Annotated in this window: 19 protein-coding genes; 5 read left to right on the plus strand and 14 right to left on the minus strand. The window is 55.9% G+C overall.

Annotation, left to right across the window (positions count from 1 at the left end; translation table 11 throughout):
- Positions 1-292: 292 nt before the first annotated feature.
- Positions 293-1495 carry a KpsE/RkpR family capsule polysaccharide export protein gene (locus tag AC1Q5O_RS17230; RefSeq protein ID WP_492564559.1) on the plus strand — a complete coding sequence of 401 codons (1203 nt, stop codon included), beginning with the start codon at positions 293-295 and terminating at the stop codon, positions 1493-1495.
- Positions 1492-2238 (plus strand): ABC transporter ATP-binding protein, encoded by a 747-nt coding sequence (locus AC1Q5O_RS17235; RefSeq protein WP_492564561.1) that lies wholly within the window; start codon positions 1492-1494, stop codon positions 2236-2238. Before AC1Q5O_RS17230 ends, AC1Q5O_RS17235 begins: the two co-directional genes overlap by 4 nt.
- Before the next feature lie 17 nt (positions 2239-2255).
- Here AC1Q5O_RS17235 and AC1Q5O_RS17240 read toward each other — a convergent pair whose 3' ends face one another.
- On the minus strand, positions 2256-3014 hold the full coding sequence (locus AC1Q5O_RS17240) for a class I SAM-dependent methyltransferase (protein WP_492564563.1): 759 nt from the start codon (positions 3012-3014) through the stop codon (positions 2256-2258).
- Positions 3015-3066: 52 nt separating this feature from the next.
- On the minus strand, positions 3067-3876 hold the full coding sequence (locus AC1Q5O_RS17245) for an ABC transporter permease (protein ID WP_492564565.1): 810 nt from the start codon (positions 3874-3876) through the stop codon (positions 3067-3069).
- 274 nt (positions 3877-4150) lie between these two features.
- On the opposite strand from AC1Q5O_RS17245, the gene AC1Q5O_RS17250 reads away from it, so the two are divergent.
- Positions 4151-5212 (plus strand): KpsE/RkpR family capsule polysaccharide export protein, encoded by a 1062-nt coding sequence (locus AC1Q5O_RS17250; protein WP_492564568.1) that lies wholly within the window; start codon positions 4151-4153, stop codon positions 5210-5212.
- Positions 5213-5242: 30 nt separating this feature from the next.
- Here the strand turns inward: AC1Q5O_RS17250 and AC1Q5O_RS17255 are convergent, their stop codons facing one another.
- The 11 genes from AC1Q5O_RS17255 to AC1Q5O_RS17305 form a co-directional block, all read right to left on the minus strand.
- Positions 5243-6082: a tetratricopeptide repeat protein gene (locus AC1Q5O_RS17255; RefSeq protein WP_492564570.1), complete on the minus strand. Its 840-nt coding sequence runs from the start codon at positions 6080-6082 to the stop codon at positions 5243-5245.
- Complete coding sequence (locus tag AC1Q5O_RS17260) at positions 6079-7059, minus strand: hypothetical protein (RefSeq protein WP_492564572.1); 981 nt, start codon at positions 7057-7059, stop codon at positions 6079-6081. The genes AC1Q5O_RS17255 and AC1Q5O_RS17260 overlap by 4 nt, the downstream gene beginning before the upstream one ends.
- Positions 7037-9358: a glycosyltransferase family 4 protein gene (locus AC1Q5O_RS17265; protein WP_492564574.1), complete on the minus strand. Its 2322-nt coding sequence runs from the start codon at positions 9356-9358 to the stop codon at positions 7037-7039. Before AC1Q5O_RS17265 ends, AC1Q5O_RS17260 begins: the two co-directional genes overlap by 23 nt.
- Positions 9359-9516: 158 nt before the next feature.
- Positions 9517-10695, minus strand: a complete 1179-nt coding sequence (locus AC1Q5O_RS17270; protein WP_492564576.1) for a Hint domain-containing protein — start codon at positions 10693-10695, stop codon at positions 9517-9519.
- A 61-nt stretch (positions 10696-10756) separates the two neighbouring features.
- The gene (locus AC1Q5O_RS17275; protein WP_464664493.1) at positions 10757-11461 is read right to left on the minus strand and encodes an outer membrane protein; all 705 of its coding nucleotides are present in this window, start codon (positions 11459-11461) and stop codon (positions 10757-10759) included.
- A gap of 147 nt (positions 11462-11608) precedes the next feature.
- Positions 11609-12751 (minus strand): hypothetical protein, encoded by a 1143-nt coding sequence (locus AC1Q5O_RS17280; protein WP_492564579.1) that lies wholly within the window; start codon positions 12749-12751, stop codon positions 11609-11611.
- Positions 12752-12760: 9 nt separating this feature from the next.
- On the minus strand, positions 12761-14092 hold the full coding sequence (locus tag AC1Q5O_RS17285; RefSeq protein WP_492564581.1) for a glycosyltransferase family 4 protein: 1332 nt from the start codon (positions 14090-14092) through the stop codon (positions 12761-12763).
- Between the two features lie 54 nt (positions 14093-14146).
- Positions 14147-15010 (minus strand): FkbM family methyltransferase, encoded by an 864-nt coding sequence (locus AC1Q5O_RS17290; RefSeq protein ID WP_492564583.1) that lies wholly within the window; start codon positions 15008-15010, stop codon positions 14147-14149.
- A 106-nt stretch (positions 15011-15116) separates the two neighbouring features.
- A complete protein-coding gene (locus tag AC1Q5O_RS17295) occupies positions 15117-16268 on the minus strand; it encodes a polysaccharide biosynthesis/export family protein (protein ID WP_464664497.1) in 1152 nt (383 codons plus the stop codon).
- Between the two features lie 114 nt (positions 16269-16382).
- Complete coding sequence (locus AC1Q5O_RS17300; RefSeq protein WP_472459968.1) at positions 16383-17294, minus strand: helix-turn-helix transcriptional regulator; 912 nt, start codon at positions 17292-17294, stop codon at positions 16383-16385.
- A 571-nt stretch (positions 17295-17865) separates the two neighbouring features.
- Positions 17866-18138 (minus strand): hypothetical protein, encoded by a 273-nt coding sequence (locus AC1Q5O_RS17305; protein ID WP_492564586.1) that lies wholly within the window; start codon positions 18136-18138, stop codon positions 17866-17868.
- Between the two features lie 390 nt (positions 18139-18528).
- Here AC1Q5O_RS17305 and AC1Q5O_RS17310 point away from each other — a divergent pair, with 390 nt between their 5' ends.
- Complete coding sequence (locus AC1Q5O_RS17310; protein WP_492564588.1) at positions 18529-19428, plus strand: alpha/beta hydrolase; 900 nt, start codon at positions 18529-18531, stop codon at positions 19426-19428.
- Positions 19429-19455: 27 nt separating this feature from the next.
- Positions 19456-20223 carry a 4'-phosphopantetheinyl transferase family protein gene (locus AC1Q5O_RS17315; protein WP_492564590.1) on the plus strand — a complete coding sequence of 256 codons (768 nt, stop codon included), beginning with the start codon at positions 19456-19458 and terminating at the stop codon, positions 20221-20223.
- 161 nt (positions 20224-20384) lie between these two features.
- Here AC1Q5O_RS17315 and AC1Q5O_RS17320 read toward each other — a convergent pair whose 3' ends face one another.
- The gene (locus tag AC1Q5O_RS17320) at positions 20385-21731 is read right to left on the minus strand and encodes a lysine N(6)-hydroxylase/L-ornithine N(5)-oxygenase family protein (RefSeq protein ID WP_492564591.1); all 1347 of its coding nucleotides are present in this window, start codon (positions 21729-21731) and stop codon (positions 20385-20387) included.
- Between the last annotated feature and the right edge of the window lie 31 nt (positions 21732-21762).

Consider the following 21762-nt stretch of genomic DNA (forward strand, 5'->3'; position numbering starts at 1 on the left):
GGTAGTTATTTCATTCGGATTTTTGCGGCGCTATACTAATTCCGCCAGAACAAGTATATTTACGACAATAAGATGTGTATTTGTCTTTTCATTGTTGTTGATGAACATTTGTATTTTATCATATTTGATTATATCAATAGTTATATTCAGTTGTAATTGCAGAATATTTAGTTTCATTGTATCTTGGCGTTGTAGTGGATGGCATCAGGCCGCTGGCGGAGATGAATATGAGTTTGGCATTATCCGGCAAACATTCTGAACCCGATGCCGCGACAACCGGGCATGTCTTGGCATGACGCGGCTTAGTCCCAACGACGAATTCATCGACTACCTGACGCTGGTTGATCTCAGCCAGTCCGAAGCTGGGAAAGCGCGCAAAGACCATTGGACGATACGCCTGATGGCGCTGTTGCGCCGGCATGTGCTGCTTATCCTGATGGTCATTCTCCCGACGACGCTTGCCACGGTGTATTACGGGGTCATTGCCTCGCCTCAATATGTATCGGAAACGCGCTTTGTGGTGCGCAGCCCAAACAGAAATGCAGCGGGCCTGCTCAGCGGATTTTTGCAAAGTACAGGCTTCGTTCGCGCCCAGGACGACAGCTATGTGGTGATGGAATATATTGAATCGCGCGCCGCCGTTGCCACACTGGAAGCGAAAACCGATCTGCGCGCGATACTGTCCCGGCCCGACATCGATTTTCTGACGCGCTTTCCCCGCATCTGGGGCGATGCGACGGAAGAGGCGCTTTACAAGCACTATCTCAAAATCATGAAAGTCGGCACGGATTCGGGCGGCGGCATCACCACCCTTGAAGTGCGCGCGGCACGGCCTGAGGACGCGCAAAAACTGACGGAAGTGCTGCTCGACGGTGCAGAAGCGCTGATCAACCAGCTCAATGAGCGGGCGCGCCAGGACGCCATACGCTACGCCAAGCTCGAGGTTGCCGACAGCGAAAACCGGATGGCGGAGGTGCAGAAGTCGCTGACGGAATTCCGCAACAAGGTCGCAATGATCGACCCCGGCAAGCAGTCGGCGGTCATGCTCGACATGATTGCGAAGTTGTCGGACGAGGTGGCGAAGAACAAGGCCCAGTATACGGCGCTCATCCAGCAGGCGCCGCAAAGCCCGCGGATACAGTCGCTTCGCAGCAGCATCGATGCCATGGAGACGCAGATCAGCATGGAGCGAGCCCGGGTCGTTGGCGGGGATGCTTCCATGGCGCCATTGATTGCTCAGTATGAGCAATTGCTCCTGCAGCGCGAACTCGGCATGCGGATGCTGGAATCGTCATCGACGTCGCTCGAGAATGCAAAGATCGAGGCGCAACGGCAGCAGCTTTATCTCGAGCGGATCGTCAATCCCAATCGCCCTGACCATGCCTTGTATCCAAGGCGCCTGTGGTCGATCCTGCTGACCTTCGTGATGTGCTTTGCCGCATTCTGGATCGTCCGTTTCATGCTCAACCAGATTTACGAGCACGCAGAGACATGAGCAATTCGGACACACTGACGTTCACCTATCCCGGTGGTGCTCCGCCTGCATTCACCGCGAACATCCCGTCACCCGACGGATTGCCGAAAGACGGCACCATCGGCGTATATAACCTGGTCAAGGAATATCCGGTCCACGGCGGAACCCGGCGCGTGCTCGACGATATCACGTTCGAAGTGCGCCCCGGAGAGAAGATCGCGATACTCGGCCACAATGGTGCGGGCAAATCCACGCTGGTCCGGTTGATTGCGGGCATTGAAAAACCAACGGCCGGCCGGGTCGTGCGCTCCATGTCGCTTTCATGGCCCATCGCCTTGAGCGGTGGCTTTGGTGGATCGATGACCGGATATGACTGCATGCGGTTTCTGTCACGCATCTATGACAGGCCGCTCGATGAGATACGCGACAGTGTCGAGACCTTCAGCGATCTCGGCAAATATCTGCAGATGCCGATCAAAACCTATTCCTCCGGGATGCGCGCGCGCCTCTCGTTCGGCCTGTCCCTTGCGATCGATTTCGACTGCTACCTGATCGATGAAGTCATTGCCGTCGGCGACCAGCGCTTTCAGCGCCGGTCATTTGACGAGCTGTTTGTGAAGCGCAGGGATCGCGCGATGATTATCGTTGGCCATACCCTTGATATCATCGCCGACCAGTGCAAATCGGCGCTTGTCCTGAAAAGCGGAAGGGGCCGGGTCTTCGACGACGTCAAGTTTGCGTTCAGTATTTACGCTTCGTTGTAGATGGTGCGGGCGCTGGTTCAATCGCGCCTGGCGATGAAGTAATAGGCATGAATACCCGTTGCCGACTGATCGTGGAGAAGATGGACATTCGTCATCTGGTTCTTGTGGAACAGAGCCAAAACCGTATTCGCATCATAGTCATACATCTGAATGTCCGGATGGCTGTAATTATCCCGGTCAACGAAGACTGTTTCGTTCTTGTAGTAGTCGTTGCGAAAATACATGACCCGGTCATTGTAATACTCGGCCTTGTTTGCCGTCTTGAACAGCGGGATGTGCAGTGAGGCGATCCCCCCGCTTTTCACACATTGCAACAGGTCGTTGATGATGAAATAGCCGCGACGCGGCTCGATGTGCTGCAACACGATGTAGCTGTTCAGCCAATCGACTTTGACGCCTTCCTTGACGAGCGTTTCAGCACTTTCAACACATCGGACGTTATCAAGGCCGTGGCGGGCAACGTTCTGCAGGGTGATGGAGCGCATGGTTTCCGATATGTCGATGCCGATGGCGTTCTTGGCCTGCTCTGCCAGCGGAATGAGCAGCCTGCCGACGCCGCAGCCAAAATCGATGACGGATTCCGTTGGCGTCGAAAAACCGGGAATAAGACTTTTGATCTTTGCCCGGAGGTTCGCTACATCGGCGCGGCCCGTGGCGAAAAACGTCTGCAGATGTTTTTTGGTCAGTTTCTTTGATTTGAACTCGTCCTCGGTTAGAACCGCCCAATAGGCATTGTCTTGCGCCAGTTTTTCCCAATCTTCATTTGTATCGCGCATGGGATCCTCCGCTGTTGCTGGTCCGAGGGTTGGTAAACGGCAGCCTTTGCTCTCATTCAAACTTGACGTGCCCTTTGACGCGTTCAATGAGGTAAAAGCCCACGGCATTTGTGAGCAGACAAGCCGAAAAAACGTATGAGACATCATAAAAGGGCTTGATCGTATTGCCAAAGGTGCCTGCCCGGAACATCTCGTAACAATGCACTGTCGGCACGTAGAGCGCCAGTTTCTGGGCTTCGTGGGGCAGCCAGGACACCATGAAGAACATGCCGGAGATAGGCAGCATCAGATACTGAAGCGGCGCGACCAGCTTTTCAACAACCTCAAATATTTCCGCCAGCGCTGCCAGAACGAGCCCGACGGAAAAGGCAAACCATGCCATGAACAGCCAGCCGGCCAGGACGAGGCCAAGATCGGCAAACGGTTCGATAAATCCTGCCAGATAGGCGCCGTGATAGACAACCAGCAGGGCGAAAGTGGTTCCGCCGATCTCCAGCAAAGCCCGGGACATCAGCGCATCGGCCAAGCCGATCTGCCGGTGGTACATCAAAGGCAGATTCTGACGGATGCAGCTCACCATGTAGGACGACACGTGCCGCCACAGGGTCAGGGGCATATAGCCGCTCAGAACGAAGGCAATGACTGTCAGCCCGTGCGCTTCATGACGCATCAGGGTCCACATCAACATGACGCCGCATGTCAGAATCATCGGTTCAAGTATCAGCCAGAGGAAGCCGATATTTTCGCGTCCATAGCGGGTTATCATCTCCCGCATGACCAATGCGCCCAAAACACGCCCCTGCGCGTGCAGGCCAGTAAAAAAGCGAGATCTCGTGTTGTATTGAGGCAAGACAGCTTTCATTGAATGTCTTCTTCAAGTTGTATCCACTGAACGTCAAATGAAAATTTATACGTTCTTTTCATCAGTGCAAGAGCGATCTAAATACTTCACAAGTCATATATTTTAGACATATACTCTTTTTGTTTCAGTTTGAATGAAATGGGGCGTGCAATATTCAATTTCTCTGCTGCAAAGGATTAAAATCATAAATAGTCTGGCGCATAATTCTTTTGTTCCGTCCTCAAGAGGAAGAAAATGGGGTGTATTTGCCAGGCTCTGGCAGATACGGCTGCCCTTGGTCGTCATCGTGCTTCCCGTTCTGTTGGTCAGCGTCTACTACGCATTTATCGCGGCGCCGATTTATGTTTCACAATCGTCTTTTGTCGTGCGTGTTTCGGCACCACCCTCGTCGTCAAGTTTCGGCAACCTGCTGCAGAACAGCGGCATTACCCGATCCCAGGACGACACATTCTCCGCGCAGGAATACATCCGGTCGCGGGACGCCTTGCAGCGGATGAGTGACGACCTGCCCATCCGCACCTATTTCGATCGTCCGGAGGCGGATGTTTTTGCGCGCTTCCCGGCACCGTGGCAAACCGGCCTGTTCGAAGAGCTCTACCGGTATTTCTCGCAGCGGGTGCAGGTCATTCACAACGACACAACCGGCATCACCGTTCTCAGGACATCGGCGTTCCGGCCGGACGATGCCTATGAGATGAACCAGAAGCTGCTTGAACTCGGCAGCGAGCGCCTTCTGAAAATGAATGAGCGGGCGCGCGGCGATGCCATTCGCTTCGCCACCGCCGAGGTGGGCAATGCCGAGCAGCGCATGATCGATGCGCAGAAAGCAATCACGCTTTTCCGCAACAGGGAATTGATGATCGATCCGGGGCAGAACTCCGTATCGCTGGTTGAACTGATGAGCCGGCTGAGCGCCGAACTCGCCGCTTCGCGCGCCAGTCTTGCCGAGACGCGGGAAACGGCGCCGGATTCCAGTTCGATCCCTTTCATCACCAGCCGTATCAGCGCCCTGGAAGAGCAGCTCAAACTCGAGCAGCAAAAAGTTGCGGGGACGGACAGCTCCATCGCCCCCAGAATTGCGGATTATGAAGGGCTGATCCTGCAGCGGGAATTTTCCAACAAGGCACTCCTGTCCGCGCTCGATTCGCTGAAGACAGCAAGGGCGGATGCCAGGCGGCAGCAGCTTTACCTGGAGGTTGTCGTGCCTGCCAATCGTCCTGACAAGGCGGAACTGCCGACGGCCATACGGAACATCACGATTGTTCTGCTGGTCACGTCCATCGGCTACCTGCTCGCCTGGCTGCTGCTCACCGCAATCCGGGATCACAGCAACTAGGGTGTATTGGGCTGAACCGCCTGCCATCATTCACGCGGAGAAGCAGGTGTATATCTCGCTGATGCAGGCTTGAATTTCGCGCTCATGCGATGAGGTTGCGTCAACGTAGCCGGAACGTTTGAAGTGATGGTTCCGCGCCCTGATGTAGTGGGTGAGCGCTGTTCGATAGTCGCCGGCAATCTTGTGCAGATGCCCGAGCTGAACCTCCACATCTTCCAGGCTGTCAGGGTTGAAGGCATTGGCATAATCGCGGTACTGGCCATAGAGCTTCAGCGCCGCGTCGAAATCTCCGTCTTCCTTCGTGACATTGGCGAAGACGGCAATCATGTCGGTCTGGCCATTGTCGACGACCAGTGCATGCAGGGCGGCGCGGGCCTGTGACCATTTGTTTTCCTCCACGAGCCGCATGGCATCACGGCGGCTCTGGTCGAGGCCGGGGCGGCTGGAACCGTTGCGCGCGATATTGACGTGGCGGGCGATTTCCCGGTCATCGGGTGCGAGCTGAAGGGCTTTTTCATACCAGGTGAACGCAGCCTTCATGTCGCCCTTGCGGTTGAAGAGGTGGCCGAGCTGAACGTGAATATCGACATTGCGGGGATGCAGGCCCTGATATTTGCGGTAGGCCGTTTCTGCGCGATCGTAGTTCCCGAGTTCCTTTTCGGCGTGGCCAAGCTGCACGAGCAAGTCCGTGCGTGCCGGGCTATCGGCAACGGCGCGCCGGTAAAAGGTGACTGCGCTTTGCCAGTCACCGCGATTGCGGGCGGCATCCGCCTGTGCCCCGGCGGACAGCTGTGTCTCAACCGCAGCACCGTTGTCTGCCGGTTTCGGCTGGCGTTTGGCTGCTTGCCCGGAGAATGGCAGGCGGATCATGACTGTGCCTCGCGAACCATCGATAGATCGCGCAGCCGCACCCACGACGTCTCGCTGTGTGTATCGACAACCTTTACACGCAGTTCAACGAAGCGGTGTTCGGCACGGATCTCGGTTGAAAGATTGCCGGAGAAAGAGCCTGCTATCGTCACTTCCTGAAGAATATCGAGGCCGGAATTGGCAACCAGCTGTATGGCCAGCTTGGCATTCATTTCCTGCACCAGATCGACCTGGATACGCCACGACCCCGTCTGAAAGCTGCGCTTCGGCCCGACGAGCAGCCAGCCAGGGCTGACCTTCCATCCATTGTCGACAACATTGACCGGCTGGCGCAACAGGTCCGGCCCGATCATCCAGCCGGACCCCGGCACCTCGCGCACGAAAATCAGCGTCTCCTGACCGTTCAAATCATAGGAGAGGCCAGCCGGCATGCTCCGCGCGGCACTGCTGTCGTCCTGCACGCCTTGCGCCTGGCCCGGTTCCGCCAGCGTATCCCAAAGCGACACCCGGCCTTCGCGGCGGGCAATTCCAACAATCGTCTTGACGACCTCCTCGCGCGCCATCGTGCCCCGCCGCAGGTCGAACTCGAATGCGAGCCGCTCCTTGTCGGTGGGCTCGCGCCCGAGAATCTTGGAAAAACCGTACCGCAGAAATGCCACGTCGCTGTCAGGTGCAAAACGGGCAAAATTTTCAATCAGCGCGAACTGATCGGCGGGCCGGCGTATGACCTGTGCCGAGAAGTCGCCAATCTTCTCGGTGGTCTCGGGGGCAACGGACCGAAGGGCGTCGATGACTTTCATCCTGTTGGTTCCATTGCGAATGGCCTGCGCCAGATCATGCCGGTCGTCCGCGCTCAGATCCGTTTCGGCCAGGTTGAAGGCGGTGGCCCAGGCGTCGACAAAAGCGTCGGCCGGCAAGGAAAAGACATCCTTGGGCAGGGCTTGCAGCGGTATCTTATGCAGCTCGGCGATTGTCATGTTTGCGTCCCAACATCTGTTCGATCATCACAACGTGCCGCGCAGCCACGCGCGGATAGGAGTTCCATTCCGCCGCCTGCCGGCGGTCGGCGTCACGCAAACCCAGAAGGTCCGGGTTCTGGGCGAGACTGACCAGAGCTTCGGCAACGCAATCCACGTCCACCGAGCGCACGACATGGCTGATGGGCCACATGTCCCGCAATACCGATGAACGGGAGCACAGGAGGGGGCGATCCGCCGTCATGGCAATCCGCGCGGCGCCGGTCGCCGTCTCGGTCGAGGCGCCATAGAGAAAGGCCAGCAGATTGCATTGGGCCAGCTCGTCGCTCAGCTCATTCTCGTCGATAAAATCAAAGCGGGCTGTTGCAACGTCATGCAGGTCAAAATGAGTCAGGAGATTCTCGATCAGCACCCGGGATGCCCGGGATTCATCGTTCGGAACCATGCAATTGAGCAGTTTGAGGCGCAGTCGCGGTTCGAAAAGCCGCGCTTTTGCAAATCCCTGCACCAGGACGTCGATGTTCTTGTGTGGCATCAAAAAACCGAACGAACCGATGGTGAATGCGGATGGATCGGGTTGCGCACCCCCGCCCGTCGCCTCGCGCACCCCGTGGGGAACAACAATGGCGTTGGGATGTCCCGCCTTGGCCAGGAGCCCCGCGTCCTCTGCCGAATGGACAAACACGATATCGAAACTCTTCGTCCAGTCCAGATTGCCGCCGCGCAGCGTTTCCTTCACGCTGTGCATGGTTATCACGCGCAGCTTGTGGTTGATCTGCAGCAGGGTTTTCAACAGCAGTTCCATGTCTGATGTTGAGAAGTGGCCGGGATGATGCTGCATCCACAGGACGTCGCCCTTTGCCTCCTCGATTTCCGCGATGAACCGCATGAGCGAGGTGAGATCATAGCCCCACGGCCGCGATGTGATATCCGCGGTTTCGGCGGTCCTGGCGGCTGCGCTGTCCGGCAAGGCGTCATCGAGAATGCGGCGCGCATAGATATGCGAGAAACGGCCGGCCAGTGCCGGGGTGGAAAACAGGTGCCCGGCATAGGTCGCAAGGCCACACTGCTGTTGCCACGACGAAACGAGGTCGACAGTCCACGGCCGCTTGGGGGAGACGATCAGTTTTACCGGTTTGGCGATGGCCGCAAGAACCCTGGCAGCCACCGAATTCCATCCGGTATGAGCGTCCAGAAAACGTTGCGCATTTTTGCTGCGCATGCGCGCCTCCTCCTCATTGTCGAGCGCTGCGCGCATTTGCGCGCCAAGATGCGGGGTGGAAGGCTCGGCCCACAAGCTCAATGAACCCGATACATGGGCCAGCGACGGCGCCATGTGATAGTCGACCAGCCATGCGGTGGAAGCGGTGCAGAAATCCATCTGGCCGCTGTAGCCCGTGGTTACGACGGGGATTCCCAGGCGCATTGCCTCCGCCAGGGGCAGGCCGAACCCTTCGCCCCTGCTTGGTGCAACGACAAGCGATGCGGTCCGGTACAGCGCAAGCAATTGCTCGGGATCGCAATAATCTTCGATCAGAATGACGGGTGGCGCCTGTTTCAGGTGCTCTTCGAAGCGGGCCATGACGGATTTGAGGATATTGTCCGGATTGGGAAAGGTCTTGATGACGAGCTCAACGGGCTCATCCTGTTTGAATGTCCTGGCGTAGGCCTCGACAAGCGCATCAACGCCCTTGCGCGGGAAGCAGGATGACACGTGCAGAATCCGTGCCTTGCCATGCGGCGGCAGCGGCGATTCCGTGGCAAGTCCCGCATGGGCCTGGATATGGTCCGTCCCGTTGCCGACAACTTCGACAGGAATGGTCAATCCGGATTGTACGAAGGCTTGTTTGACGAAATTGGACGTTACCATCAAGAGATCGAGATCGCGGTTGAAACGCGAGACAAGATATTGCGGTACTTCCAGCTCTTCCCAGGCAAAATTGACATAGGCGTTGAAGCGTCCAAGCATGTCATGGGTCGCCGGCGGCCAGGTATTGCGCAGGTGAATATCGAATGTTTCGCCGGCTGGATAATGGGCAAGCAGCCGGCGTTTGACGTCCGGCATGGCATTCAGGCGGGAATCGGTTTGCCAATCGGATTCGTGCGTGTAGCAGACGATTTCAACGCCTGATGCAATCAGTGCTTGTGCCAGGAAACGGTTGACGATGGCCAGGCTGTAGTCACCCTTGAACACGCCATCAAAGAAAATGCGCTTGCCTGCAAATCTGGCAAGCAAATCTCTCATATCGTCTATATCTGCATCGAGCGAATAAGGTGAAGTAAATAATTCACTGCGCATTCACTGCTCTCCGAGTATACTTGAAGCTTATTCCATACTGGAAAATAGAGTTTATAAATGATGTATATTATTTTATGCAAGTATATTATTGTGATATGCGGTTAATATTAAAGATTGCAGCGACATATGTCGCTGCAATCTGTATTTATGTTTTTATATCAAGACGCTTTTGCTTCATTCGTGGTGTAGCCAAGAGCGATTTCACGTTCGGCGATCAATGCGCGTGCTTGATCAACGGCGGGGCCCCAGTAAGCCAATGGATAGCAAGCCTTCGCCTGTTTCGCCTTGGGGGATGTGAACTGGAGAACACCCGGTTCGAAGAATGCGCTCTTGTTGCCGAGGTCGAGATAGCTCTCGGCCTGTGCGCCTTCCGCCCAGATCACGTCATGCTCTTCAAGTTCAACGTGATAATAGTCTACGGGGGTAAGGGTAATGGCCTGGGTGACCGTCGTGCCGTTGATCAGAAGCTTTGCCGGTACGAGCGAGCCTTGAATAAACATGCAGTGGTCGGGAGATACCAGAAGATCCCGCTGCGGAATGTTCTTGGCGATAGCACCGGCCCGGATACGGACAGGCAGTTCATCGCGCGGCCTATCAACGGTTTTCGGATCAATTGTTCGGGATCCAAGCCAGGTCACCGGCACTGCGCCGTGATTGAGGCTGAGTACGAGATCTCCCATCTTCAGGAATTCAACAGGCACTTCACCATCTGGTGTTGCAATCATTGTGCCGCGAACAAAGCATGGTGTTACAAACGTAATCGTGTTGTTTTGCGGGTTGGTGGTATATGTGGCCCCTGCTGGAATCGTGTACGAAATCGTAAATGCGCCTAACGGGCCGTAATGGAACGACACCACATTTCCACTCTGCGTGATGCTCGATGCTCCCGTAACGGTTACCGTGTCGCCCGCCTGCACATTCACGATTGTTGGTATGGAACTGAGTGATAGGGGCACTGTAGGTGGAGTGTAAGTGAAGTGGCCAGTCCCCGCAGCATTGGCAAAATCGACCGTCGTCGTTTGCAGAACATCAACGCCCAACGCAGCGGCATTGATCGTCAGTGCGCTGCCGGCGCCAATCTGATAGTTGAATGTTGAACCCGCGCCAATGGACGCGAGCTGCGCCGTCACGGTTAAATTGGCGCCATTGATCACCTGAAAGGTTGTACTGGTAACGCCGGTAACACCAGCGAACGACGTGATATTCGCATTGACGCCGTCGACAACGAGCGTGGCGTTGGACACCAGCCCCAAATTGATCGTGTCGCCCGAAGTGAAGTTGCTGGAATTGATGGTCGTAGTGCTATTCTGAAGAAGATTAATATTCACGAGAGCCATGACAAATTCCTCTCTGTTAAGAGCTCGGTGTTCGTTGCTTGCATTCCCAGAGTGGGGCGGATCAGAACTTGTAGTTCAGGCCGACGCGCACGCTGTGGAAATCAGACGTTGCGTCTGTCGAAATAAAATCGTTCCCGACCGTATGCGTGCCGAGATTGATGTACTGGTATTCGAGTTTGGCCGTGAGGTGGTCAGTGAAGGCATGTTCGATACCGGCGCCCGCGACCCAGCCGGCCCGGGTCTTGCTCTCGCTGGCGGCATTGCCGATGCTGTCGGAAATCGAGTATTTGACATTGCCGTAGGCCAAGCCGCCCGTTCCGTAAATCATCGTGCGGTCAAATGCATATCCGAGGCGCGGACGAACGGTGCCGAACCAGTCGATCTTTGAGTGGGCATCGAAGTTCACGCGGCCAAGCGGACCGGAAATGCTGTCGCTGATGTCGCCGCCCTGGAAATCCGCTTCCAGGCCGAGAACGAAATTGTTGATCTGATAGTTGTAACCGATCTGGGCGCCGCCAAGAAAGCCGTTATCTTCCAGGGTGCCGATGCTGCCGAGGAAGTTGCCGCCTTCGCGAAATCCAACGCGGTCATTTCCAGAAAATGCATAGCCGGCGTTCACACCGGCATAAAAACCCGTCCAGGTAAAAGCCGGTGCCGTGAACACTGCTTCCGGGGGAGCTGTATCAGTGACGGCATCGGCGGCATAAGCATTGCCCGATAAAACTGCGGCTGCAAAGAATAGACCGATAGCACCAAGTTTCTGCATAACTTTCACCTTCAAAAGACCAACTTCGAGGTGAAGATTGCCATAGATTATAATTACGATATATACTTTAATTACATTGATTTATCTAAATATAGTCGCCAGATGTCTGTCTTTGTCGCGTTTTGTATTGCAATAGGAAATACCGCATCAGTCCTGATGGTTAACGGATTCCAGTTTCATTGCGACCGCATCTTGTTCGGGCTGCGGATCCGAACCGGACTGGTACTCTTCGGGAGTGCCAGTCTCGCCATGGACCGGGCTTAATTCGACGTGCCAGCGCGCGATTGCGCCCTCGATGGAGCCTGTTTCTGTAAAGAGGCGAATTTCAATCGGTATTTTAGGCCGTTCAACCCGGAAGGTCGTTTCCGCCGCGAACGACCCTGTTCCGGACGGGCGAACGCGGATTTTACCCAGCACGTCCTCGCTGTAGATTTCGATCGTAAAAATCTGTCCGTAGATATTCTGATCAATATCCAGGAAAAACCGGACGTTCCATTCGCCGGCCGGAAGATGGAAGTAGGGACCATAGACGAGGCAGCGGGCCTGTCCCACGAGGTCGATTTCACCTGTCGCTGGCTCGCCTCCCTTGTCGGCAAGCAGGAAACTTTCCTGTGGCCAGGTGAGAGAAGCGACCTGTCCCTTAAGTATTTTACCATCAAACGGTTCAACCGCGTGCTGTACAATCTTCAACAGCCCTTCCACCTTTTCCGGCTGATACACATCGTGCGGGCTGATCCTGGCGGCGGACTCCTCAAGGGTCGGAATGTGCCGGGTTTCTGTGGTTGAACCGGTGCTGTCCAAGCCCAATTGTTCCAGGCACCGGATCATGCCGGCGGGTGTCAGCGAGACATCGAGCTGCCGGCACAGTTGAGCGATGATGCGGTGGATGCGCACATTGCCGATTTTTGAACGATCGAGATGGACGAGAAAGGGGTGCGGGCGCATTTGCGAAACGCAGGCAATGCTGGCTGACAGAGAGCGAACCAGTGATATATCTTCCTTCGCGAACTGATTGATGAGATGTGCAATGGAATCCAGGGCGCTCTCGCTGAAGATGATGTAGGGAGTCTTGGAGCGGCAAAGAAATGCGCACAACGCCGCATCGGGGTAGAGCGAAGACAGGATGACATTCTGGCTGCTCCGGCTTGTCCAGGCATTGCGCATGTCGTCCAATGTTTCCACGGACGCATAATTGTAATCGTCGAATGCTTCGTCCGCTATGACTTTCAGGGCATGGATTCCCCAGGTCGACATCAGACCCGGTATCCCCAAAGCAATCTGAAGGGTCATCTGGCCTGTCTACCTCCCGCCGTTGAAGACGTTGTCATACAGTGAACTGACAGCCTGATGATAACGCGCAGGCGAGAAAAGTTCAGCCTGTTTGGGTCCGAGATTGGCAAGATGGTTGCAGAGGTCGTCATCGCGGGCAAGCGCCTTGACCGCATTGCGCAGGGAATTCGTGTCATAAGGATCGATCAACAGGGCAGCGTCACCGGCAATCTCTGGAACGGACCCCTCCGTTGATGTCAGGACCGGTGTGCCAAGCTGCATGGATTCGAGGACCGGGAGACCAAAGCCCTCATAGAGAGATGGGAAGAGCACGGCGCGGGCGCCGCGGACAAGACTGATGAGAAGAGAATAGGAAACGAAGTCGAAACGATGGATACGGCGGCCGGGGACAACCCGGTTTTCGACGTGTGTGTAGAAGCGAAACCGCTCGTCGTCGATGAGGAGTTGTGTCTGGTCGCCTTTCCAGCCCGGCGCGCCGACGATGATCAGGGGAAAATCCACCTTGGCCGAGAGATAAGCTTCGACCAGCCTGGACAGGTTTTTCTTCGGCTCAAAGGCGCCAAAGAACAGAAAGTATTTCTTCCAGTCGAGATTGAAGATACCGGCAATTTCATCGGCCGCAACGCCCTCCGGTTTTTCGCGTAAATCCAGAGGGACGTGGACAGCCTGATACGTATTGGTGATGCGCTTCTCGTCTACCCCGAGGATGCGAATAATGTCCTGCTTCGAGGTTTCGGAGACCGTGACAATGTGATCGGCCGATTTGGTCAGATGGCGCAGCAGCTTGTAGTGGTATCGCTTGTTGTCCTCGGTCAGATAGGGCAGACGCAATGGAACCAGGTCATGAATGGTGCAGATGTTCAGGCCTTGGCGCGCTCTGAGCGGCAGCGGATATGTGCAGTGAAGAAGATCAGGAGCCTTGTCGAATGACAGTGGCAGGCTTTTCCCGAAAGTCTTGAAGTGCTGACGGGCCAACGCAAAGATATCATTGTGCGCATAGAGAAACTCTGAATCCATCAGGTTTCCCTGCAGCGATTTGACGATGACGGTGCCGGTCAGGGGAATGGGGGTAGGCGTCGCCCCCAACGGGGCGCCAATCTGCCGGCGCAGCCAGCGTTTCGCCTGCGCAACCGGAGCCAGTTTTCTGTTTGAATTATCGTCGAAAAGGATGACTTCCCGCAGGGCCGGATCTTTGGGGAGCTTGCCGCGAACCGAATGCACAATGCCCGTCTTGTAGTCGAGCTGGCGCGCGGTTTGAATCAGACCGCGTGTATAGGTGGCCACGCCTGTGCCCTTTTGCATGGATAGATTGAGACCATCATACAGTATGGTTCTTGCCAAGTCGGCTTCCTTTCAGGGCAGCGCAGAAATGCAAATCAGCCCAAAATCGTACAATCATGCCGGTTCATGAGCCGACAAGACAAGCAGCCAGTCATCGCCAGTGCCGTTTGCAGAGAGCTGTTCGAGTGTCACAGCATGTGTCTGTCCCTGGAAATCCAGGTGCCGCAATGTGCCGTAGACCGCCGTCAACCGGCGAATGAATTCAACGCTGTCTGCATACCGGAGCGCATTAAACTCCATGACAATCATGGGCTTATGGCGTTCGATGGTTTCTTGCATCGCATCAAAAATATGTTCCTCGGCACCTTCCGCATCGATTTTTATGAAGTCCACCCGCGCGTAGGACTGACACAGCTGATCGAGCGTCGCCGTGCGAACATTGACCAGAGACCCCGAGACAGCGTCCGCGACGAAGCCGGGCTCCACCACTGCCGCGTTTTTGGGCTCATTGTGAGGGATGTAGAGGGAGACAAGCTTATCGTTGGTATCGTTGAGTGCGATTTGTTCGAGGCGGCTACGACGCAGAAAACCGTTGAGATCGATGCTGCGCCTGAGAAAATCCATGGCATGGGGGTTGGGTTCGATCGCAAGCAACTGCCCTGACGCACCGACAAGCTCCGCCAGCAGGACCGAATAGTAACCGAAATTTGCCCCCACATCGACGGCGACCATGCCATCGCGCACGTTCCGGGCGCAAAACTGTGTCAGCCAGATTTCCCAGTACCCGTCCAGGAGAAGGTGTGATCCAAAACCGCGGTCCCGGGTGTCGATATAGAATTTGTAGCGGCCCAGAATGCGCGCAACCGCTGTGTAGTCGCCGAGATAGGCGCTGCGTGCGAGGTTTTGAACGGCCAACTCCAGATCCGGGCGCTTGAAGCTTGCAATCTCATGGAGGTGAAGCAACGATTGGGATGGCATTGTTTACTCTCACGGCAGCTGCTCCCAGGGGAAGCATAGGACGGTAATGGTCTCATTGTTCAAGTCCCCGCATATCGGCGGATCAGACGTTACTCTCTTGCCAGTTTCATTTCGTTGCTGCCGCCGCGCTGATGCCGATCGAGGTGGCGGACAAAGCCGGGGATGCGACACCCTGGAAGATTGCCATGACCTTCTGCCATTCGGCCCCGGATGCATTGGCAATGTAAATGACGTCGCGCGGCTGCATTTCGAATCGTTGCATTGCCAGCATCGTGCTCGTGTTCTTCATGTTGAAGCGGTACACCACGGGGATATATTCGCCGGAGTTGAGAAGCGGGTTGCCGGCGGGAAGAAAGCGTCTGGCAACGGAGGCGAGTTCGTAGCGCAGGACGAAGACGCCATTGGCATCAGCGCGGTTGTCGTTCAGGCCGGCCGCCTTGGCCAGCGCGTCGGCCATGGAAATCCGGGATGCTTCAAACGGAATTTCGGCATTGCGTCCAGCCGCACCCAGCACAAGAATGGTGCGCGGTTCGCGCACGACGGTGATGAGATCACCGGATTTCAGGCGTATGTTTTCCGCCGGATTTTCGATAAGCACGTCGAACGGAATACGGGCAGTCACGCCATTGCGCGTCAACCGGATGATGCTCTCGCTGGCTGCTGCCCGGATGCCGCCCGCCGAAGCGATGGCATCCAGTATGCGTTCGCCAGCACCCGAAAGGGAAATCCGCGCGCCGGAGGCAACTTCACCGGTGACAGTGACGGAATTGGCTGTGCTGCGCTGAATGGTGACAAGCGCCTGGGGCTGGACGGCCTTGCCGTCAAGGGCCGCAGCGATCTGGCGCTCCACTTCGGAGGGAGTCCGCCCGGCAACGGCAATGCGTCCGGCATAGGGCACGGCAATCGTGCGATCGCCCGAAACGGTTTGCGGCGGAATGACTGTCGATCCGCCGGAGGATTGTTGAAAACCTGCTGCTGTGATGTTGCTGCCGAACAGGCTGCCGGGCGGCGCCTCCCACAGGTTGACGCCAACCACATCGCCGACGGCAATGCGCAGGTCGCTTGTGCGCGGCCCGGCGCCAAAGCGATTGACGAGGCTTTCGCGCGGCCGCGTCGCCGCATAGGAAAGCACGGCGTCGTTCACATCGACCATGGCGTAGTTGGTGCGCGTTTCCGTTTTCCGCTGCTCGACGATCTGCGCGGTTGAAGGACCCGAACCGGGAAGTGCGCAGCCGGAAAGGGCAATTGCAGACATCATGGTGAGAACCAACCCCGCCGATGCGGATCGTCTCGGCTCCAAATGCCGATGAAAGGGATAGAGCGGCATCACGATGCTTGGCAGTGAAGGTCCAGCTTGCCTCTTCAGCATGTCTTACGTGCTCTTTTCGTGAAATCGCATCATTGCCGACGGGCTCATTCCATAGGCATTCCGATACAGCGACGAGAAACGTCCCGGATTTGAAAACTGCAGGTGCATGGCCAGGTCGGTGACATTGCGCGCACTGCCGCTGACGATTGCATCATGCGCCGCCGACAATCGGTACGCGCACAGAATGTGCATGGGGCTGGTATCGCGATATTCCTTGAACATGCGCTGCAGGGCGCGGGAACTGCAGCCTGCCGCCGCCGCAATTTCATCGAGCGTGATCGAATTGTGAATGTTCTCACGCATGAATGCTTCGGCGTTCTGCAGATAGCGCGGTGAAATTCTCCGGGAGGACTGGCTGCTCAGGGCGCTGACGTTGTCAGGCCTGGTCATGAACAGCTTGGCGAGCAGCAATCGTTCATACACGCCCGCCAGGACATCGCGGCCTGAACCCGCGGCCGCCGCTATATCCTCGCTCACGTAGCAAAGCGTCTGGTACAGCGCGGAAGCGCTGCCGGTGCGGAAATCATGCAGGGGCGAAAATGCGAGCTCCTGAAAGTACGGGCGCCGCATCAGGCGTTCGAAGTGTTCACGCAATGTCGGTACCGGAACAAGATAACTCACCCAGGAGCTGGCCGGATAAAGTTTCGCCTTGACCCCCGGGCGGTCGAACACGCCGGTGGCGGTTCCCGCCGGAATATTCTGTATCTTGCGGTTCTTGGTATCGATGAGATCAACCGCGCCCTTGAGCACGAATACAAAGCTTAACGTTGCACCAATACCATTGGACGCAACTTCCAATCGGCCGCTTGTTTCACCATAAACGATGGATGTCTGATGTAATGGACACACCTGGCGTTTGAAGCCATAACGTCCCTGTTCATCGGGGAAGCCCGACCAGCGCCAATTCCCGTCCATCTTTTCAACGTTGCTGGATATGTCCCCGCTTGAGCTCGGAAGAGATCTGTATTCAGAACGTTCCATCGGATTCTTATACATTCACTCCCCCTAAAAAACCCAAATACCTCAAGCAACTTCTACAACGGAAGTTCAAGATCAACTTTAGACGTTCAAGGAATTTCAGACTACGAGAAGTTTTACAGAAATAGCAACTAAAGAAATTGTCATCACAAGTTTTTCACTTATTTTGATTAATTCAAAATTTAAATACAAGTTTACGTATCCCGTACAATACAAAACAATTGTTCAAGTCGTGAGATTTTTGAACACTTTTTTCAATATATATATTGATATGAGGGGAATTAAATTGACGTTTATTATATATGTTTGTCGTGATGTGTATAATTTACACGCATGATGCCAAATCGCGCACGCCGGGGGCGGAGGGCACCTTGTATGGATGAAATGCCGCGATCAACCATCAAGAGGGATCGCGCCTGCGATCCCCCGAAGGCACTACACGACAAAATTATGGGTGTCGTTGACGGGGCAGGGGCCCCCCACGGTACCGATTCTAGCGGAAAATACGCTATACTTTACCGTTCGGATTGAGGGGCGATGCGTCGACAGCCGCCTGAATCGTTCTTGACGTGACGGATGGGCGCGCTCGGTTGGCGGCATCGATCATTTCGTTGGTTGGATCACGCAAGACATTATACACAATCGGAATGGCCGCCTTGGCATATTCCCGGTATGTCTGACGGACAAAATCCGGAATGCTGTCCCAGCTCTGGTTTCCAGTATATTTCTGGGCGTGGATAGCCTTTGCCATGGATTCGATCAGATTTTCATGTGCATTCATATATTTCTTCTCACTTCTTTGATAACTCCAAGGCAAAAAGAACAATCAATATGTAATTTACTTATACATACGAAGAGAGAGAATTCCGGTATCTGAGTAAACATCGGAAATTAACAGCGTTGCTGCAAGGGGCTTTCCATAATTGTTCAAGGGGAAATGGAATATATGGTTAGCGCAGCTTTCCTGCCGGCCGGGAGCCTATGGTCCCGCACCCGTTTGGCGATGATGAATTCCAGCACCTGGCGCTGCATCGCAACGGTCCTTCCAGTGCCAGCGGATAATAAATATTGACCATTATAGTCATGTTTAATGGCAGGGTAGCCGGATTTGCGCTATGCAAGCTGCTCCGATGGCGGAAGGGTTCTCCTTCCTTTCACAAGATACGGACCAATGACAGCATTCTCCAATTCATCACCGGCCATGATTGGCAACACCACCTTTCATGACGTGGTCTCGAACCAGAATGGCATGGTGTACCGCGTTTTCGTCTACCGCCCCGACGGGGAGCCGCCAAGCGATGGATGGCCGGTGCTTTACATGACCGATGGCAATGCGGTGATCGGTACCGCCGTCGACGCGATGCGGGCGCAGGCGAGTTATCCCAGCGGCACCAATGTGGCTTATGGCGTGATTGTCACCATCGGCTATCCCTTGGACGGCGCCTATGATCCGTTGCGACGCTCCTGGGATCTCGGGCCGCCGCCCGGACAGGTCTATCCGCCGTTCTATGAAAACAGCCCTGAAGTCAGGACCGGCGGGGCCGGGGAGTTCCTGACGTTCATCGAGGATCAGATCAAGCCGATGATCGAAGCGGATATTCCCATTGACCGCAATCGCCAGGCGATCTTCGGTCATTCCTTCGGCGGCCTCTTCGTACTCTACAGTCTCTTCACCCGCCCATCGGCCTTCACAACATGGATTGCGGCGAGCGCGTCGATCTATTGGGAAAATTGTGCGATCAACGCCTTTCTTCCCCACTTCGAAGCAGCGCATGCGACGAGGCCGGGGGCGGCGCTTTATCTCTCCTGCGGCGAGTACGAGACGGACAAGCTGGCACCATTCCAGCGCGGTGCGGCCGACGAGGCTGACCGGCTGGCACAGAAGAAAATCACATTGAATGATGTTCATTCCGTCGAACTCATGCGCCGGTTGAATGCCCTGCCTGACCGGCCGGTCCGGACGCAGTTCGAGATTCACGCCGGTGAAAACCACATGTCTCTGCTGCCGGTGGCGGTCAATCGTGCCATTCAGGCTGCCTTCGCCGTTGTACAGCCGTGCCAGGACGGTTGAACACAGCCGGGGGAAGGGAGAGGCCCGATGCTGCCATATGATCGTCTCACGGATTTGCCGGAGGCCAGCCCGGCCCGGACCCTTGGGCATCCTGCTGCGATTGATATCTGGTGGTGGGCCTTTACTGAAGGCCAAACGGATTGGGCAAAGGTCAGATCGGTACTCACGCTGCCCGAACAGGAGCGGGCGGCTGCGTTCAGGTTCGACCGGGATGCCATCGGGTTCATGGCAGGGCGTTACATTCAGCGCCGCGTCCTGTCGCTCTACACCGGAGACGCGGCGGAGGACTTGAACATTGCTGCCGGCGAACACGGCAAACCGTATCTTGCCGGCGAAACGGCGCTGGCATTCAATCTCAGCAATACCAACGGTCTGGCGGTGCTTGCAGTCAGCCGCGCGTGTACGGCTGTTGGCGTGGATGCCGAGATGCGCTCGGCGACACTTGAGGCCGGGGCGGCGCAGCTCATCTGCTCCGCCGCTGAGTCTGCGATGTTATCCATGCTTCAAGGCGCCGAACGTCAGGCGCTGCTGCTCGCTTTCTGGACACTCAAGGAGAGCTTTTTGAAGGCGACAGGCCACGGGCTGTCTGTCGAGCCGCATCGGCTGACTGTGCGGGTTGATCCGGTAAGCCGGGCAATCCGCGTGGACCATGATCTGCCTGGAGATCGGGGCAACTGGTGCCACCGGCTGCTTCTGTCCCCAAGCGGGCATATGATTGCGGTTTGCGCGCAATCGGATCGGACAGAACTGGTATTCCGCCAGCAGAGCCTGCCCGATCCGATTTTCCGGTTCTAGTGGTCCGATTCTGACATTTGCATCCCGTTGATACAGGCCGTTCAGGCAAATGTCAGAATCAAAGGACCACTAGCAACTATATGATTCTAGTGGAACTTTGAATTTGACATTCGCGTGTCTCGCGTGATGTGAAATGGGAGACGAATGTCAAATTCGTTCCACTAGTAATCTACGACAATGGACTGGCCGATGGTCTCGTGCCCGCTCGACAGCCAGTTGACCTGCGAGTCATGCGGCTCCAGATCGAAGTGCTCGTGACCTGTAAGCGTGTTGATGATGTGGGCGCTGCGCCATGCCATCAGGCTCAGTTGAGAATCGGCAATGCCGTGGCTGTAGCGCCCGGCGTTCTGGGCAAAGATGCGGTTCTGCTTCGGACCGTTCCAGTTGAGACAGTATTCGTCATTGAGGGCGGGGCGGCTGTGACGGTCGAACTGGATACGATCCTGCAAGCCGGCGAGGGCCTCGGGCAGTTTGAACTGGTAGCCTGTGGCGAGAATGATGGCATCGGCATGGGCAACCTCGACACCGCCGTCAAAGCGGTTGCGCACGATCAGCCGATAGCCGTCCTTGTCCGCCTCCACCTGAATCACATCGCGATTGGGCGAAAGCTTTGCCTCGATGCTGCGGCCTTCCAGATAGCGCAGACTGTAAAGCCGGCGGTAGATCGCATTGATCGTCGACAGGGAAAGGCCGTCGCTGGTCAGGATCGAAGCTTTCAATGCTTCGAGCTTCTGGTCATTGTTGAGGTTGAGGTAGGCATAGACATATTCCGGCGAAAACACCTGATTGGAGAAGGCCGTGTCGTTGATCGGTTCGAAATTATGCCGGCGGCTGAACCAGTTGAGCTCTTTCAGATTGGCTTTGGAGTTGAGCAGGGATTCAACCACTTCGCCGCCGCTCTGGCCGCCGCCGATCACCGCGATGCGGGCCGCATTAAGGTCCGGCAGCCGGAATTTTGCTTCGGAATTGTGGAAGCAGCGTTCGCCGAGGAACGGTGCCGCCCATGAAGGGACAAAGGGCGTGGTTCCTGTTCCCAGCACGATGTTCTTTGCCGCCACACCGCCGTTGTCGAACTGCACCACGAACCTGTCCTTGTCGTGTTTGACCTCGCGCACGGCAGCATCAAATGAAACATTGCCGAGCTGTCCGGCGACCCAGGCGAGATATTGCGCAAACTCCCGGCGCGGCACGGCATCGTAATGGGCGTTGAGGAACGCATAGAGGCGCTTGTGCGCCACGAGATAGGACACGAACGACCATGGATTGGTCGGCATGACGGGTGTGACCAGGTCCTTCAGATAGGACGATTGCAATTCGACATCGGGCAGCATCATGCCGGGATGCCAGTCGAAATTTGTCCGACGCTCGTAGAAATGCGCCTTGAGGCCGCCGACGCTGTCGAGCAGTGCCGCAAGGCTCAGGTTGGAAGGTCCGACACCGATACCCGCCAGATCGAGGGTCTCGTTCGGCTGGCGCGTATGATCATTGTTCGCAAACATGGCAGTCATCAGAATTCCTTTCCGTGATCTTGATTCCAAA

It is taken from the genome of Phyllobacterium sp. MT110 (assembly GCF_058792715.1).

Excerpts from the sequence above, each read along its gene's own strand:
- AC1Q5O_RS17245 (WP_492564565.1), bottom strand. The coding sequence starts at position 3,876 with ATGAAAGCTGTCTTGCCTCAATACAACACGAGATCTCGCTTTTTTACT.
- AC1Q5O_RS17280 (WP_492564579.1), bottom strand. The coding sequence starts at position 12,751 with ATGACCCTTCAGATTGCTTTGGGGATACCGGGTCTGATGTCGACCTGG.
- AC1Q5O_RS17235 (WP_492564561.1), top strand. The coding sequence starts at position 1,492 with ATGAGCAATTCGGACACACTGACGTTCACCTATCCCGGTGGTGCTCCG.
- AC1Q5O_RS17270 (WP_492564576.1), bottom strand. The coding sequence starts at position 10,695 with ATGGCTCTCGTGAATATTAATCTTCTTCAGAATAGCACTACGACCATC.
- AC1Q5O_RS17240 (WP_492564563.1), bottom strand. The coding sequence starts at position 3,014 with ATGCGCGATACAAATGAAGATTGGGAAAAACTGGCGCAAGACAATGCC.
- AC1Q5O_RS17255 (WP_492564570.1), bottom strand. The coding sequence starts at position 6,082 with ATGATCCGCCTGCCATTCTCCGGGCAAGCAGCCAAACGCCAGCCGAAA.
- AC1Q5O_RS17290 (WP_492564583.1), bottom strand. The coding sequence starts at position 15,010 with ATGCCATCCCAATCGTTGCTTCACCTCCATGAGATTGCAAGCTTCAAG.
- AC1Q5O_RS17295 (WP_464664497.1), bottom strand. The coding sequence starts at position 16,268 with ATGATGTCTGCAATTGCCCTTTCCGGCTGCGCACTTCCCGGTTCGGGT.
- AC1Q5O_RS17260 (WP_492564572.1), bottom strand. The coding sequence starts at position 7,059 with ATGACAATCGCCGAGCTGCATAAGATACCGCTGCAAGCCCTGCCCAAG.
- AC1Q5O_RS17310 (WP_492564588.1), top strand. The coding sequence starts at position 18,529 with ATGACAGCATTCTCCAATTCATCACCGGCCATGATTGGCAACACCACC.
- AC1Q5O_RS17265 (WP_492564574.1), bottom strand. The coding sequence starts at position 9,358 with ATGCGCAGTGAATTATTTACTTCACCTTATTCGCTCGATGCAGATATA.
- AC1Q5O_RS17320 (WP_492564591.1), bottom strand. The coding sequence starts at position 21,731 with ATGACTGCCATGTTTGCGAACAATGATCATACGCGCCAGCCGAACGAG.
- AC1Q5O_RS17300 (WP_472459968.1), bottom strand. The coding sequence starts at position 17,294 with ATGGACGGGAATTGGCGCTGGTCGGGCTTCCCCGATGAACAGGGACGT.
- AC1Q5O_RS17275 (WP_464664493.1), bottom strand. The coding sequence starts at position 11,461 with ATGCAGAAACTTGGTGCTATCGGTCTATTCTTTGCAGCCGCAGTTTTA.
- AC1Q5O_RS17230 (WP_492564559.1), top strand. The coding sequence starts at position 293 with ATGACGCGGCTTAGTCCCAACGACGAATTCATCGACTACCTGACGCTG.
- AC1Q5O_RS17305 (WP_492564586.1), bottom strand. The coding sequence starts at position 18,138 with ATGAATGCACATGAAAATCTGATCGAATCCATGGCAAAGGCTATCCAC.
- AC1Q5O_RS17315 (WP_492564590.1), top strand. The coding sequence starts at position 19,456 with ATGCTGCCATATGATCGTCTCACGGATTTGCCGGAGGCCAGCCCGGCC.